13 protein-coding genes are annotated in these 15401 nt (G+C 58.7%); 4 read left to right on the plus strand and 9 right to left on the minus strand.

The genetic code is table 11. The annotated features are described in order from the left end of the window. Nucleotides 1-7: 7 nt before the first annotated feature. A complete protein-coding gene (locus AC1D2P_RS15500) occupies nucleotides 8-1798 on the plus strand; it encodes an ATP-binding protein (RefSeq protein WP_046031048.1) in 1791 nt (596 codons plus the stop codon). Between the two features lie 7 nt (nucleotides 1799-1805). On the opposite strand, the gene AC1D2P_RS15505 is transcribed toward AC1D2P_RS15500, so the two are convergent. The 7 genes from AC1D2P_RS15505 to AC1D2P_RS15535 form a co-directional block, all read right to left on the minus strand. Beyond that, complete coding sequence (locus AC1D2P_RS15505; protein WP_109786888.1) at nucleotides 1806-3419, minus strand: EAL domain-containing protein; 1614 nt, start codon at nucleotides 3417-3419, stop codon at nucleotides 1806-1808. Nucleotides 3420-3494: 75 nt separating this feature from the next. After that, a complete protein-coding gene (locus tag AC1D2P_RS15510) occupies nucleotides 3495-4271 on the minus strand; it encodes an N-acetylmuramoyl-L-alanine amidase (protein WP_046031050.1) in 777 nt (258 codons plus the stop codon). Nucleotides 4272-4374: 103 nt separating this feature from the next. Further along, nucleotides 4375-6369: a GGDEF domain-containing protein gene (locus AC1D2P_RS15515; RefSeq protein ID WP_477811494.1), complete on the minus strand. Its 1995-nt coding sequence runs from the start codon at nucleotides 6367-6369 to the stop codon at nucleotides 4375-4377. Continuing rightward, on the minus strand, nucleotides 6366-7244 hold the full coding sequence (locus AC1D2P_RS15520; protein WP_477811495.1) for an endonuclease/exonuclease/phosphatase family protein: 879 nt from the start codon (nucleotides 7242-7244) through the stop codon (nucleotides 6366-6368). Before AC1D2P_RS15520 ends, AC1D2P_RS15515 begins: the two co-directional genes overlap by 4 nt. Nucleotides 7245-7258: 14 nt before the next feature. After that, nucleotides 7259-7900 carry a thiol:disulfide interchange protein DsbA/DsbL gene (locus AC1D2P_RS15525; RefSeq protein ID WP_109786890.1) on the minus strand — a complete coding sequence of 214 codons (642 nt, stop codon included), beginning with the start codon at nucleotides 7898-7900 and terminating at the stop codon, nucleotides 7259-7261. Nucleotides 7901-8100: 200 nt separating this feature from the next. Beyond that, entirely contained in the window at nucleotides 8101-8730 is a 630-nt protein-coding gene (locus AC1D2P_RS15530; protein ID WP_109786891.1) for a c-type cytochrome, read from the minus strand. 46 nt (nucleotides 8731-8776) lie between these two features. Further along, a complete protein-coding gene (locus AC1D2P_RS15535) occupies nucleotides 8777-9067 on the minus strand; it encodes a c-type cytochrome (RefSeq protein WP_046031055.1) in 291 nt (96 codons plus the stop codon). 191 nt (nucleotides 9068-9258) lie between these two features. On the opposite strand from AC1D2P_RS15535, the gene yihA reads away from it, so the two are divergent. Further along, nucleotides 9259-9900 (plus strand): ribosome biogenesis GTP-binding protein YihA/YsxC, encoded by a 642-nt coding sequence (gene yihA, locus AC1D2P_RS15540; protein WP_033049579.1) that lies wholly within the window; start codon nucleotides 9259-9261, stop codon nucleotides 9898-9900. Nucleotides 9901-10197: 297 nt separating this feature from the next. On the opposite strand, the gene polA is transcribed toward yihA, so the two are convergent. Continuing rightward, nucleotides 10198-12969 (minus strand): DNA polymerase I, encoded by a 2772-nt coding sequence (gene polA, locus AC1D2P_RS15545; RefSeq protein WP_477811496.1) that lies wholly within the window; start codon nucleotides 12967-12969, stop codon nucleotides 10198-10200. 74 nt (nucleotides 12970-13043) lie between these two features. Here polA and AC1D2P_RS15550 point away from each other — a divergent pair, with 74 nt between their 5' ends. After that, on the plus strand, nucleotides 13044-13334 hold the full coding sequence (locus AC1D2P_RS15550) for a DUF2782 domain-containing protein (RefSeq protein ID WP_046031057.1): 291 nt from the start codon (nucleotides 13044-13046) through the stop codon (nucleotides 13332-13334). Between the two features lie 57 nt (nucleotides 13335-13391). Beyond that, a complete protein-coding gene (locus AC1D2P_RS15555; protein WP_046031058.1) occupies nucleotides 13392-14342 on the plus strand; it encodes a homoserine kinase in 951 nt (316 codons plus the stop codon). A 119-nt stretch (nucleotides 14343-14461) separates the two neighbouring features. Here the strand turns inward: AC1D2P_RS15555 and AC1D2P_RS15560 are convergent, their stop codons facing one another. Then, nucleotides 14462-15382, minus strand: a complete 921-nt coding sequence (locus tag AC1D2P_RS15560; RefSeq protein ID WP_109786893.1) for a zinc ABC transporter substrate-binding protein — start codon at nucleotides 15380-15382, stop codon at nucleotides 14462-14464. Nucleotides 15383-15401: the final 19 nt, after the last annotated feature.

Genomic DNA, 15401 nt, shown 5'->3' on the forward strand with positions numbered 1-15401 from the left:
CTGACCGATGAGACTGGCGATGAAGCTGCGTACTCGGCTGTTTTTGAGTATTTCTGCACTGATCACCGTGGCGCTGCTGGGGCTGTTGCTCGGACTGGTCAGCGTGATGCAGATGGCCGGCTCTCAGGAAGTGCTTGTTCGCGACAACTTCGTCACCCTGGACCTGGGACTCAAACTACGCCAGGCCTTGGGCGATCAATTGATGGTCATGGTCAGCGAGAAGCCTGATGCCGAAAAATTCGAGGCGGCCAGAAAGCACTATATGGAATTGCTCGAGGAAGGTATCGCGCTCGAGCAATCCGGTAATGGTAGTGAGTACGGGTTCAGGCAGGCCAAGGATGACTATCTCAGTTTTATTCAGGCCTACGACCACGTCACGGATCCCACCAAGGTATTGAATGGCAATGACGTCCTGACGGAAAAATTCAACACCCTGCGCAATGGTCTGCTCACTGAACACAAACGCGCACTGGATAACATCAATGACACCGAGCGCCAGTCCCGGGAGCGCGCGCTGCTGATCGCCGGGCTTCTCGGGTTGGTGGGATTGGCCGTGTTGATCATCGGGTTCGTGACAGCCCATGGGATTGCACGGCGATTCGGGACTCCGATCGAAGCCTTGGCCCAGGCCGCCGATAATATTGGCAGGGGCAATTTCGAGGTGACCCTGCCGATTTCATCCGCCGTGGAAATGAATCTGCTGACCAAGCGTTTCGGGATCATGGCCGAGGCATTGCGTGAACACCAGGCCACCAACGTCGACGAGTTGCTCGCCGGTCAACAACGCCTGCAAGCTGTACTCGACAGCATCGACGATGGCTTGTTGATGATCGATCGCGAAGGTCATCTTGAACACCTCAATCCGGTGGCTCAGCGCCAGTTGGGTTGGGAAACCGATCGTCTCGGCCAAGGGCTGGGCGCAGCCCTCGAACGTCCCGAGCTGGATGAACAGCTGCAACTGGTGCTGCGAGGTGGAACGCTGGAGCGTGCACCGGAAGACTTGAGCATCGAGGTCGATGGCGAGTCGAGGTTGCTGACCTACAGCCTGACGCCGGTCAGCCATACCCAAGGTCACATCCTTGGTGCGGTGATGGTGTTGCATGACGTGACCGAACAGCGTGCGTTTGAACGGGTGCGCAGCGAGTTTGTCCTGCGTGCGTCCCATGAGTTGCGAACGCCGGTCACCGGCATGCACATGGCCTTTGGTCTGTTTCGCGAGCGGGCGAAATTTGCGCAGGATTCGCGCGAAGCCGACTTGCTGGATACCGTGAATGAAGAAATGCAGCGCTTGATGCAATTGATCAACGACCTGCTGAATTTCTCTCGCTACCAGAACGGATTGCAGAAACTGACTTTGGCACCATGTTCCATCGAGGATCTACTGTCGCAGGCTCAGGCGCGTTTTGCCGAAGCCGCAGCAGAGCAGGGGATTGAATTGCGGGTTGAAGTACAGGGGCCGCTGCCCCGACTGCAGGCCGATCAACCGCAATTGGATCGGGTGCTCGACAACTTGATCGACAATGCTTTGCGCCATACCGCACGGGAAGGGCTGATTCGGTTGCAGGCCCGGCGCCACGGCGAGCGGGTGATTATCAGTGTCGAGGACAACGGCGAAGGAATCGCCTATGGCCAGCAAGGGCGGATTTTCGAGCCCTTTGTCCAGGTCGGCCGCAAGAAGGGCGGGGCCGGGTTGGGTTTGGCACTGTGCAAGGAAATCGTGCAGTTGCATGGTGGGCGGATGGGCGTCTATTCACGGCCGGGGCAGGGCACTCAGTTCTACATGGCGCTGGCGGTGTAAGTTGTTTTCACGGTTCGTCGTTCATGCGTCGGCCCGACATTCGGCGCCCACGGGTGATCAGTTCAATGAACTGCACGGCGCTCAAGGCATGAGCGAATAGCCAGCCCTGACCGAATTTCACCCCTTCGCTGCTTAGAAACGCCGCCTGGGCTTCATGCTCGATGCCTTCGGCGATCACCCTGAGTTGCAGCGCTTGTGCCATGTGAATGATATGCGGTGCCACGCCGCTGCTGGCGGCGTCATGGCCCAGGGCGTCGATAAACGCCTTGTCGATCTTCAGGCAGTCCACCGGCAGGGTTTGCAGGTACGCGAGGCTGCAATAGCCGGTGCCAAAGTCATCAATCARCACTTGATGCCCGACATCGCGCAACGCTTGCAGGTTTTCCCTGGCCACCACCACGTCAATCAAACCCCGTTCGGTCACCTCGAAGGCAATCTGTTTGGCAGCGACGCGGTGTAGCGACAGCAGGCGGGCCATCACCTGGCCGATACGTGGCACCATCACATCGCATGCCGCCAGGTTAACCGAGATGTACAACTGCGGGTTGGCGCGTAGCAATTGACCCAGTTGCTCGAGCAGGCGCTGCAGGACGAAATCGGTCATCTGCCGGATCTGGCCAGTGTTTTCCGCCATCGGAATAAACAGATCGGGGCTGGTCAGTGAGCCGTCGGGCCTTCGCCAGCGCAGCAACGCTTCGGCACCGACACAATTGCGGCTGTCGAGATCGAAGATCGGTTGGTACAACACCTGCAGCTCGCCCCGCCGTATGGCTCCGTGTAGCTCGGCGTCCAGCGACTGGCGCTGACGCACCAGTAGAAACACCAGAAAACCGACAATAATGCCCAACACGAGACTGGCAGGAAGAAGCCACCACCACACCGCCGGCACGTGCATGCCGGTGCGCGGTGTGATCAGGACCAATTGGTATTCCGGATTGTCGGTCGGCATGCGGTAAATCAAACGAGTTTGCGTGACTTGCAGTGCGTCGCGGCTTTTGGGGGTCCAGGATTCCGTCGGCGGCCAGACCTGGGCGGCACCCAGGACGGGAATGGCGCGAGTACCGTGGTCCAGCACCACCAGCAAACTGCTACCGGGCGACAAGTCGACCATGTCCGTCAAATGCCCGCGAGACGTCGCCACCCGGAAATTGCCCCTGCCAAGCATCAGCGCGGCCCGGTTTTCATCGGGCTCTGTCGTGGTATTCAGCCAGTAGCTGTAGGTGGGGCCTCTGATATCGGGAGGTCGCAGGCGCGAAAGGCCTTCCTGGCGAGGACGGTTGGAGCACAGGCGTGACGCATCGATGTAGGCCGCTTCGTAGACAAAGCGGTAATTGAAACTGACCTGTTGCAAGGTCGCGATCATTTCATCATCGCAGCCTCTCAGCGGCTGGGCTTCCAGGTCGTCGAGGCTTTCGCGCAGCTGCCCGAACAGCTGTTCCAGGCGGGCGAGGAAGCGTTCGCCCTGAGCATTCATTTCCTCGCTTTCGCTCTGTTCGACTTGATGCATCGCCACGAACAGGCTGCCGGCCATCAAAATAGCTGCACTCAGGACAGCAGCTAGCATCGCCAAAAACCAGGGGCGATAGAACCAGCTACGGAGTGTCTCTCGAGCTACAGCCATCATAGATATCCGAAGAATTACCAATGAGTTATAGCTGCTGATGGGGAAAAAGCTCTTACCGTCGGACGGGTGCCATTATTTTGTCTGATTCAAGACTTGCAGGAGCGCCGCGGTTTCAGCGTCCGGGGTGCCATCGAAACGGGAGGGGCGGAAATGCATCTGAAAAGCCGCCAGTACCTGACGCGTCGCTACGTCCAGCTCACCGGTTTGTGGCGTGGCATATCCCAGCGTTGCCAGTTGCCCCTGAAACCAGCTGATGCTCGGCAGTTGTGCGGCAAACCGTACTTGCTGGCGCGCAACGGCCTGTTGGTTTGGCCAGATACCAAGGCCTTCGGCGGCCAGGCGTTTCCAGGGGAACAGCGGACCGGGATCGAGCTTGCGCCCCGGCGCAATGTCGCTGTGGCCGATGATGGCGCGGGGATTGATGTGGTAACGCTTGCTGATGTCCTTGAGCAGGACGATCAACGATTGCACTTGATCTTCGCTGTAGGGGTACCACTGGCGCCCGGTGGGAGTGTCTTTGAAGCCAGGGTTGACGATCTCGATGCCGATGGAGCTGGAGTTCAGCCACGTCCGGCCTTGCCATTCGCTTTCACCCGCATGCCAGGCGCGATAATTTTCATCCATCAGCTTATAGATGGTGGCGCCCTTGTCGTCGCCAATCAGGTAATGACTGCTGACTTCACCATGGGTCAGCAACTGCAGTGAGCGCTCTAGCGAGGCGTTGGTGTAATGCACCACCACGAACTGGATACGGCTGTCGTAATTGGCCGAAGGATGGCTGGTGTCGATCCGGGGACCGCTGGCGCAACCGGCCAACAGCAACGACACAATGAGAGCTAGATATTTCATGGCAAGAGACAGTACACACAAGACAGTAATGCAACAGTGTAACGTACTGCCTTGTGTGCCGACGGCAAATGCTCGGTTTTAAACAAAATGGAACAATTGGCCGTTAGCCGGCCTCCACACGATTGCGCCCGGCGTTTTTCGCACGATACAGCGCCTGATCGGCTCTTTTCAGCGCCATATCGCTATGTTCGCCGGGTTTGAATGCTGTAAGCCCCATCGAAATAGTGATGGTGACTCGCTCACCTTTGAAGTGGAAAGGGCAGGCTTCGATCGCGGCGCGCAAGGTTTCCAACAGTTTTGCACCGACTGCTGGCACCGTGCCGGGCATCATGAGAACGAACTCCTCGCCGCCAAACCGTGCGATGAAATCAGTCCCGCGCAGTCGCTTGCGCAGCACGTTGGCGATGATTTTCAGCACCTTGTCGCCGGCCAGATGGCCATAGTTGTCGTTGATGCTTTTGAAATGATCGAGATCAAGCATGGCCAGCAGCAAGGTATTGCCGTGCCGCTGCCACTGGCCGATTTCGTGCTCCAGGCGTTCGCTCCAGGCGGCGCGATTGGGCRGGCCAGTGAGCGGGTCGATCAAGGCCTTCTGGCGCTGTTCTTCAAGGTGTTCACGGTAACCCAGCGCTTCCTGTTCCATGTGCGCCACCCGTTCGGCCAGGCTGTGTAACCGGGCCGCAACCTCCTGCTCACGCTCGTCGCGTTGTTTCTGGTGATGGTCCATGGTGCCGAGCAGGCCTTCAAGGTGACTCTCCAGTACCTGCTTGAGATCGTCCAGGTCCGCCGCTTCGTGCATGCTGCTTTGCAGGCCATCGACCTGTTCGCGGATTTGCGAATCCATCTGGCGCGCCGCTGAACGGCTGTCCGCGTGTCCTTCGCTAGCGGCCTGCAAGTTACTCTGGAAGGACTCCAGGCGTTCATTGAGTTGCTGTAAATAGACTTCGAATTCGTGTTGACCGCTGTCGTTGATCGCCAGCATCAAGGTCGCCAAATCGTCGAGGATCGGGATCAATTCGTACCAGTTCAAACCGTTTTGAAGGCGATCGCGCATCGCTTCAGCTTGTGGGCGGTGGCGTTCAGGTAACGTCAGGTCCTCGAGAAGACCCAGCAGCGTGTCTTCGATGTGCTTGGCGACGGAGCTATAGGACGGCTCTGGTGAGTCGGGCAAGGCGTAGAGGAAGTGCTCTGGTTCAGTGTGTTCCGTATGGATCAACTCGTCAGGATTGATTGCCGAAGTGGCTGGTGCAAGGACGGGAAGGGCGGGCACTTCCAGGACTTCAATGTCTGACGGCGTGTGTGGTTCTGAAGCGGACGCGCATGGGGTGCCTGGGTGAAGGACGGGCGGGACAAACGCCACCACTTCAGCAGTGACTACCGGTGATGCTTCAATTTCCAGTGGCTCAGGTGCAGCCGCGTCGGGGAGAGGAGCATGTATTGCCGGCTGCTGGGTTGATCGCGTGTCCTCGTTGGGTGTGGGAACGACGGGCGCAATTTCGGTAGCCRTTTCCACAGGCTGCGCAGCCGGTGTGTGCACGGCTTGAGCAACCACTCGCGGAATGTCCTCATCCGCTTCGCGACCGCCGAACAGTCGCTGCAGAAAACCGGGGCGTTCAGGCTCGGCAGGGTTCTCCAATTGGTTCAAGGCTTTGCCTTGCAGGCCGCTCAGTTCACTGAGCAGTAACGGAATCTCACGGGCCTGACTGACTCTTCCATCGAGCCTTTTGGCAAAGCTCTTGAGCGGTCGACTCACTTCCCGGGGCAGCGGCAATGATTGCAGCTGCGTGACCAGCGCGGTCAGTGCGGCGCTGGTTTGATTGACCCGGGTTGCCCGGCGCTGCTCGGAATCGAGTACGGCTTTTTCCAGGCGCGGCAGCAGGGCGGCCAAACCGGCGTCCATGTCATCGGTACGCACGACTTCGCGCATTTCCTTCATGCATTGGTCGACGGCACGGTCCGTACCTTCTGCCGCCAGCGTGCTACGCACCAGCCCACGGCGCAACAGGTCGAGCCGGGCGTCCCAGCGACGTTCGAGCTTTTCCTGTTGTTCGATGTTTTTAAGGTATTTCTCTTTCCAGCGCTGTGTTTCGTCGCTCATTCATGGGATCCGCGAAGGGCAGGACTCAACGCGGGCAATGCATCGGCCGTGAGCGAACCCGGCAGACGAATTTCTACCGCGACCGGCAGGTGATCGGAAATGGGCTGTGCCAAGACCTCGACCTTTTCAAGGGTCAGCGTGGGGCTTAGCAGAATATGGTCCAGGCAGCGCTGTGGGCGCCAGCTGGGGAAGGTCGCTTCCAGTTGCGGCGCGAGCAGGCCGAGGTCGCGCAACGGGGAGTTTTGCAGCAAGTCGCTGGCATGGGTGTTCATGTCGCCCATCAGCACCTGGTGTTTATAGCCGCCAATCAACTCGCGGATATAGGCCAGTTGCATGCTGCGGGCGCGGGCACCGAGCGCAAGGTGCATCATGACCACCACCAGCGCTTCCGGACCTTCGCCGAAACGTACCAGAATCGCCCCGCGACCCTTGGGCCCCGGCAGCGGATGGTCCTCGATCACCCATGGGCGCAGGCGGCTGAGCACGCCATTGCTGTGCTGGCCGAGGCGTCMGAGATTGCGGTTGAGTTGTTGATACCAGTAAGGAAAGGCGCCGAGTTGGGCCAGGTGTTCGACTTGATTGACGTAGCCTGAGCGCAGACTGCCGCCATCGGCTTCCTGCAAGGCGACCAGATCGAAGTCGCCCAGCAGGTTGCCGATTTTTTGCAGATTGTCGGCACGCCCGGTATGCGGCAACACGTGTTGCCAACCCCGGGTCAGATAATGCCGGTACCGCTCGGTACTGATGCCGACCTGGATATTAAAACTGAGCAAGCGCAGACGACTGTCTGCGGGCAAGCCCGTCGACTCCAGATGATGTTCGTTGACCCGTGGATCATGCAGGCCAACGATGCGTTCAGTACCCCATCGGCGCATGGCAGAGGCAGCCCTTAGTTGGCGGCAGCCTTGTTAGCCGCTCGCTCTTTGTCGATCAGTTTGTCGGCCAGTTGCAGGGCTTGCTCGGCACCGCCGGCAGAGCCCACGTCGAAGCGATACTTGCCGTTGACTATCATGGTCGGAACGCCGGAGATTTCGTACTTTTTGGCCAGGTCAGTGGCCTTGACGATCTGGCCCTTGATGGCGAAGGAGTCGAAGGTGGCCAGGAACTTGTCCTTGTCTACGCCCTGAGTGGCCAGGAAGTCTGCCATTTCATTCTTGTCGACCAGCTTCTTGTGTTCTTTCTGAATTGCGTTGAACACCGCAGCGTGAACCTTGTTTTCGACGCCCATGGCTTCAAGGGTCAGGAACATCTGGCCGTGTGCGTTCCACGGACCGCCGAACATGGCCGGAATGCGGACGAAGTTGACGTCGGAAGGCAACTTCTCGACCCATGGATTGATCACTGGCTCAAAAGCGTAGCAGTGCGGGCAGCCATACCAGAACAGCTCGACGACTTCGATCTTGCCAGGCACGGCGACCGGAACCGGATTGCTCAGTTCGACGTAAGGGGCGGCGGGGGCTTCGGCGGCTTGGGCAGTCATGCCGAACAGGCTGGCAGCGACGAATGCGGCGCTGATGATCAGATTACGCATGCTTTACTCCTGGACAATTTTAGTCGCCTCGCGCGACCTGTTTTAAGACAGGTCATGGCGGGCGTGAGTTCTGTAGTGTAACGGCAGCGGCCACAAAAAAGGGCGGCCAAAGCCACCCTTTTTATGCTTGCATCGACGGATTAATCGAGCGTTAACGTTGCAGGAGGTGTCCATCGCTCGCAACGCTCGATCAACCGGCCTTAGTGCAGGCCTTGAATGTAACTGGACACTGCCGCGATGTCTTCGTCGCTCAGCTTTTTGGAGATGCTCTGCATCGGCTTGGTGTCGCCATCGTTGGTGCGTCCGCCTTCTTCCTTGCGGAAGTCGGTCAGTTGCTTGGCGACGTATTGAGCGTGCTGACCGCCCAGGTGCGGGAAGCCGGCAGCGGCGTTACCCGCGCCATTTGGCGAGTGGCAACCGGTGCAGGATGGCATGCCCTTGGCCAGGTCGCCGCCACGGAACAGGGCTTCACCGCGAGAAACGACTTTCGGGTCGGCGGCGCCAACGCTGCCTTTCTGGCTGGCGAAGTAGGCGGCGATATCGGCCAGGTCCTGGTCGCTCAGGTTGGTCAGCAGGCCGGTCATTTCCAGAACGGTGCGCTTGCCCGACTTGATGTCGTGCAGTTGCTTGGTCAGGTAGCGTTCACCTTGCCCGGCCAGTTTTGGAAAGTTAGGCGCCATGCTGTTGCCATCCGGGCCGTGGCAGGCGCCACAGACGGCGGCTTTTGCCTGGCCGGCTTTTGCGTCACCGGGCTGTACTGCACCATCTGCAGCATGGGCAATGCCAGAGATCCCCACGGTCAACAGCAGACTCACGATCAGTTTGTTCATCAGCTAATCCAACTACGGCTAAGGGTTAAAGAGTTATGGACCGGGATCACTCGCTCATCCACTGGATGATGGCCTGGTAATCCTCGGCACTGCAGTCCATGCACAAACCACGCGGCGGCATCGCCTTGAAACCCTGGGTCACGTGTTGCACCAGCGTCTCCATACCTTTCGCCAACCTCGGCGTCCAAGCTTCCTGATCGCCTTTTTGGGGCGCCATGGGTAGTTGGCCGGAATGACAGGCACCACAAACACGGTTGTACACAGCTTCCGGATCCTGTGTAGCCTGAGCGCTGTAAAGCGGTATCAAGACACCGGCAGCTAGCAGCCATTTCGTCATAAAACGACCTTTTCAGGGTTGAGAGCGTGCTACGTTCTAGTGCGCAATCATGGTCAATCGCTCTCGTGAACTTCATCCTTCGCTGGGACAAAGCGCACACAAAATCTGCGGCATTATATACTGGCGTCACTGAAACGGAAACGACACCGCTTGCCGCGTCCATTCCCGGCGCCGCCCACATCGGAAATCCCATGCAACTCAAGAATCCCATCCTCGGCCTGTGCCAACAGTCCACCTTCATGCTCAGCGCTGCCAAAGTCGATCAATGCCCGGACGATGAAGGCTTTGAAGTGGCCTTTGCGGGCCGTTCCAACGCCGGCAAGTCCAGCGCGTTGAACACGCTGACGCACGCCAGTCTTGCGCGAACCTCGAAAACTCCGGGGCGCACGCAGCTCTTGAACTTCTTCAAGCTAGACGATGATCGTCGTCTGGTCGACCTGCCGGGTTACGGTTATGCAAAAGTACCTATCCCGTTGAAGCTGCACTGGCAGCGTCACCTGGAAGCCTATCTGGGTGGGCGCGAGAGTTTGAAAGGTCTGATTTTGATGATGGACATTCGTCATCCAATGACCGACTTCGACTTGTTGATGCTCGATTGGGCCGTCGCCAGCGGTATGCCAATGCACATTTTGCTGACCAAAGCCGACAAACTGACTTACGGAGCGGCAAAAAACGTCCTGCTCAAAGTGCAGGCAGATATTCGTAAGGGCTGGGGGGATGCGGTCAGTATTCAGCTTTTTTCCGCGCCAAAACGTCTGGGCCTGGAAGACGCCTACACTGTATTGGCAGGCTGGATGGAGCTGGCGGACAAGGGTTCCGAGGCCGCTGAATAAGGCTTTTAAGCAAATTCAGGGCAAAAAAAACCCCGGACTTCTATGGGGAGGGGGAAGTTCCGGGGTCCAAGTTCCGGACCGCTAGGGCGGGGTCCAGATATCTGCCAACACTTAACACAACATAGGAGCATCGAAGGGCTTCACCAGCCATTCAGTTACTCTGAGTGGTGGTTGATGGATAAGTTCCGAAGAAGTTCCAAACCCATTAGAAATAAACCCCAGCATTTTTCGAAATAAGGCTCCTGGCCTTTTTCTGCCGCGGCGCTATGCCGCAGCAGAAAACGCCTTTCAGACGGCTCAGTGAGCCTCATCCCAGTTATTTCCGACCCCAACCTCTACCAGTAGCGGCACATCCAGCTTCGCCGCGTCGCTCATGTGGATGCGAATTTCCTCACGCACCTGATCGACCAGATCTTCACGCACCTCCAGCACCAATTCATCGTGCACCTGCAAAATGACTTTGGCGTCGAGGCCTGACGAGGTCAGCCAGTTGTCCACGGCTACCATGGCTTTCTTGATGATGTCGGCCGCCGTGCCTTGCATCGGGGCATTGATCGCCGTGCGTTCGGCGCCTTTGCGCAGGGCCGGGTTTTTCGCGTTGATTTCCGGCAGGTACAGACGACGACCGAAGATCGTCTCCACGAAACCTTGCTCGGCCGCCTGGGCGCGAGTGCGTTCCATGTATTGCAGCACGCCTGGGTAACGGGCGAAGTAGCGATCGATGTACGCCTGAGACTGTTTGCGATCTACACCGATCTGCTTGGCCAGGCCAAACGCGCTCATGCCGTAGATCAAGCCGAAGTTGATCGCCTTGGCGCTGCGACGTTGATCAGTAGTCACGTCCGCCAGTTCAACGCCGAAGACTTCGGCCGCGGTGGCCTTGTGCACGTCCAGATTATTGCGGAAGGCATGCAGCAGGCCTTCGTCTTTGGCCAGGTGGGCCATGATTCGCAGTTCGATCTGCGAATAGTCCGCCGCCAGTAGCTTGTAGCCGGTTGGTGCAACAAACGCCTGACGAATTCGACGCCCTTCGGCGGTACGGATCGGAATGTTTTGCAGGTTGGGATCGCTGGACGACAAGCGCCCGGTCGCGGCCACGGCCTGGTGATAAGAGGTGTGAATCCGCCCTGTGCGCGGGTTGATCTGCTCCGGCAGACGATCGGTGTAGGTGCTTTTCAGCTTGCTCATCGAGCGGTATTGCATCAGCACTTTGGGCAGCGGGAAATCCTGCTCGGCCAGTTCTGCCAATACGGCTTCGGCGGTGGAGGCCTGGCCCTTGGCCGTTTTACTGAAGACCGGCAGGYCGAGTTTTTCGTACAGGATCACGCCCAATTGCTTCGGTGAACCGAGGTTGAATTCCTCGCCGGCGATGGCAAACGCCTCACGCTCGAGAGCGACCATTTTCTCGCCCAGTTCAACACTCTGGATACCCAGCAGGTTGGCGTCGACCAGCGCGCCCTGGCGCTCGATCCGTGCCAGCACGGGCACCAGCGGCATTTCGATTTCGCTCAGGACTTTGCTCAGGCTCGGGATGGCATTGAGTTTTTCTTGCAGGGTTTGATGCAGGCGCAGCGTCACATCGGCGTCTTCGGCGGCGTAAGGGCCGGCCAGTTCCAGAGAGATCTGGTCAAACGTCAGCTGCTTGGCACCTTTGCCGGCGATGTCCTGAAAACTGGTGGTGGTGTGATTCAGGTACTTGAGCGCCAGGCTGTCCATGTCGTGACGGGTCGCCGTGGAGTCCAGTACGTAGGATTCGAGCATGGTGTCGAACGCGATGCCCCGCACGGTAATGCCGCAGTCCTGATCGCCGCCGATGGCGCAGTTGGCGAGGATGTTCATGTCGAACTTGGCGTGCTGGCCAACCTTGAGCTTGTTCGGGTCTTCCAGAATCGGTTTCAGCGCGCGAAGCACGGTGTCGCGGTCCAGTTGATCCGGCACACCCATGTAGGAATGGGTCAACGGAATGTAGGCCGCTTCGTTGGGTTGTACAGCGAACGACAGGCCAACCAGTTGCGCCTGCTGCGCATCGATGCCGGTGGTTTCGGTGTCGAAGGCGATCAGCTTGGCGTCGTTGAGCTTTTTCAGCCACAGGTCGAAATCCGCCTGGGTGAGGATCGTCGTGTATTTGAGTTCTGTCTCGGCGGCAACTTCTTCAGCCACCGGAGCGGTGACTTCCTGCCCGGAACGCTTGGCGTCGCGCTGGTTGTCTTCGAACCAGCTCTTGAACTCCAGCAGGGTGTAGAGCTCGGCGAGTTTGTCGTGATCCGGTTTGCCCATTTGCAGGTCATCAAGGCCGATGTCCAGCGGTACGTCGATCTTGATGGTTGCCAGTTGATAGGAGAGGAACGCCATCTCCTTGTGCTCTTCGAGCTTGGCCGGCAGGGTTTTGGCCCCACGAATCGGTAGGGTCGGGACGATATCGAGCTGCGCATACAGCTCGGTCAGGCCGCCATTCACGCCCACCAACAGGCCGGAAGCGGTCTTCGGGCCAATACCCGGAACGCCCGGGATGTTGTCGGAAGAGTCGCCCATCAATGCCAGGTAATCGATGATCTGCTCGGGAGCGACGCCGAATTTCTCCTTCACGCCCTCCACGTCCATGCTGCTACCGGTCATGGTATTGACCAAGGTAATGTGGCCATCGACCAGTTGCGCCATGTCCTTGTCGCCGGTGGAGATGATCACCGGGCGATCGGCCGCTGCGCTGCTGCGCGCCAGGGTGCCGATCACGTCATCGGCCTCGACGCCTTCGACGCACAACAGTGGGAAGCCCAGGGCGATCACGCTCTGGTGCAGCGGCTCGATTTGCACGCGCATGTCGTCGGGCATGCTTGGACGATTAGCCTTGTATTCGGCGTACATGTCATCGCGAAACGTCCCACCCTTGGCATCGAACACCACGGCGAACGGACTGTCCGGGTATTGCTTGCGCAGGCTCTTGAGCATGTTCAATACGCCCTTGACCGCTCCGGTCGGCAGGCCTTTGGACGTGGTCAGCGGTGGCAGCGCGTGAAAGGCGCGGTACAGGTAAGAAGAACCGTCCACCAGGACGAGGGGGGCTTGGCTCATGAGCAGGATCAACCTTTTCGGCGGGTCCGGCGCTAGAATAGCGGGACCGTTGACGACAAAGGGACAAGGTTATCATGCGCACACTAAATCGCCTGTTGCTGGCTGGCTTGTTTGCAATCACACCGATAGCCGTCATGGCGGCGGACGATGCGCCGACACCGGAACCGGAAGTGACCATCCACACGGAAGGGGACAAGGTCATCCAGGAGTACCGTCAAAACGGTTTCCTGTACGCGATCAAGGTCACGCCGAAGGGCGCGCCGCCGTATTTTCTGGTACGCGCCGATGGAACAGATGCAAACTTCATCCGCTCGGATCAGCCGGATATGCTGATTCCGTCGTGGAAAATCTTTGAGTGGAAGTAGTTTCTTAATTTCAATCGGCGCTGGCTCACGAGCGGCGCCCGTACTGGCAGTTTAAACATGTCTGTGTTCACCCCCCTGGCTCGGCCCGAGCTGGAAGCTTTTCTCGCCCCTTATGGCCTCGGCCGCCTGCTTGATTTCCAGGGGATTGCTGCCGGTAGCGAAAACACCAATTTCTTTATCAGCCTGGAGCAGGGCGAGTTCGTCCTGACCCTGGTCGAGCGCGGTCCGGTTGATGAAATGCCGTTTTTCATCGAACTGCTCGACGTTCTGCATGAAGCTGATTTGCCGGTGCCTTACGCGCTGCGTACCACCGACGGCATTGCCTTGCGTGAATTGGCTGGCAAGCCTGCGCTGCTGCAGCCGCGCCTGGCCGGCAAGCACATCAAGCAAGCCAACGCACAACATTGCGCGCAGGTCGGTGAACTGCTCGGCCATCTGCACCTGGCCACCCAGGCCAACATGATCAAGCGCAAAACCGATCGTGGCCTGGACTGGATGCTAGAGGAGGGCACGCAGTTTCTCTCTCATCTGGATGCCGAACAGCGTGAACTGCTGCAGCGGGCGCTGGACGAAATCACACAGCAGAAAGAGAAAATTCTGGCGCTGCCGCGGGCCAATATCCATGCAGACCTGTTCCGCGACAACGCGATGTTCGAAGGCACGCACCTGACCGGGTTGATCGACTTCTACAACGCTTGTTCCGGGCCGATGCTCTACGACGTGGCGATTGCCTTGAACGACTGGTGTTCCAATGAGGGCGGTTTGATCGACGGGCCAAGGGCGAGGGCATTGCTGGGGGCTTATGCGGCGTTGCGCCCGTTTACAGCGGCCGAGGCCGAGTTGTGGCCGACGATGCTGCGCGTGGCGTGCGTGCGGTTCTGGTTGTCACGGTTGATTGCCGCAGAGTCTTTCGCCGGGCAGGACGTGCTGATTCACGATCCGATGGAGTTTCAATTGCGCTTGGCGCAGCGGCAGAAAGTCAGCACACCGCTTCCTTTCGCCCTTTAAAAGCTTCGCGAGCAAGCCCGCTCCCACATTGGAACTGCGCCAGCCACAGAATTTGTGTGCACAGGAATCCAATGTGGGAGCGGGCTTGCTCGCGAATGGGGGCGACACAAATGTCCGGGTTACAACGACTCCAGGCACCCCGCCAAATCATTCCCCAACTTCTCCAGCACCTGCTCATATCCTTGTGCAGTCGCGGGTGTGTATCCGCCCAGCGCATCCAGTTCCGCCAGCTTCACTGGCAACCCGGCCACCAACGTTTCCGCCAGGCGCGGACGCAACGGCGGTTCACTGAACACGCAAGTCTTGCCGACTTCCTGCAATCGCGCGCGCATTGTCGCGACGTGCTGGGCGCCCGGCTGTACTTCGGCAGCGACGCTGAATACGCCAGTGTGCTTGAGGCCGTAAGCGTCTTCGAAGTAGTCGAACGCTTCATGGAATACGAAATACGGCTTGCCCGCGATCCCCGCCAGTCGCGCCTTCAAGCGCAGGTCCAGCGCATCCAGTCGCTCGTCGAACGCTTTCAGGTTGCTTTGATAACGCGCCGCATTGGCCGGATCGGCAGCACTCAGGTCGGCGGCCATTTTTGTGGCGATCACGCGAGCATTGACCGGTGATAACCACAAATGCGCATCCAGCGTGCCTGGGCGGTGATCGTGGTCATGTTCGTCGGCATCTTCGGCGTGAGATTGGCTATCTTCGGCGAAATGTCGAAGATTAAGCCCAGGCAAATCCTGCACGGCGACGCTCGGCAGCGTACGACCGTTAAGCACGCGCGGCAGGAAGCCTTCCATGTCCGGCCCGATCCAGTAAAGCAGATCGACCGATTGCACCTTCCGTACGTCGGAAGGACGCAAGGCATAGTTGTGCGGCGAAGCCCCTGGCGGTAGCAACACTTCCGGAATCGCCACGCCATCCTGCACCGCAGCGGCAATCAGCTGCAGGGGTTTGATGCTGGTGAGGACTTTGACCTCGGCGTGCGCCGAACCGATCAGCAAAAAACTTGCGACAAATGCGACAAAGATAGAAAAAAGTCGGGACACGATGACCACTCGAAGAGGC

Source organism: Pseudomonas sp. P1_F1_2 (assembly GCF_056405815.1).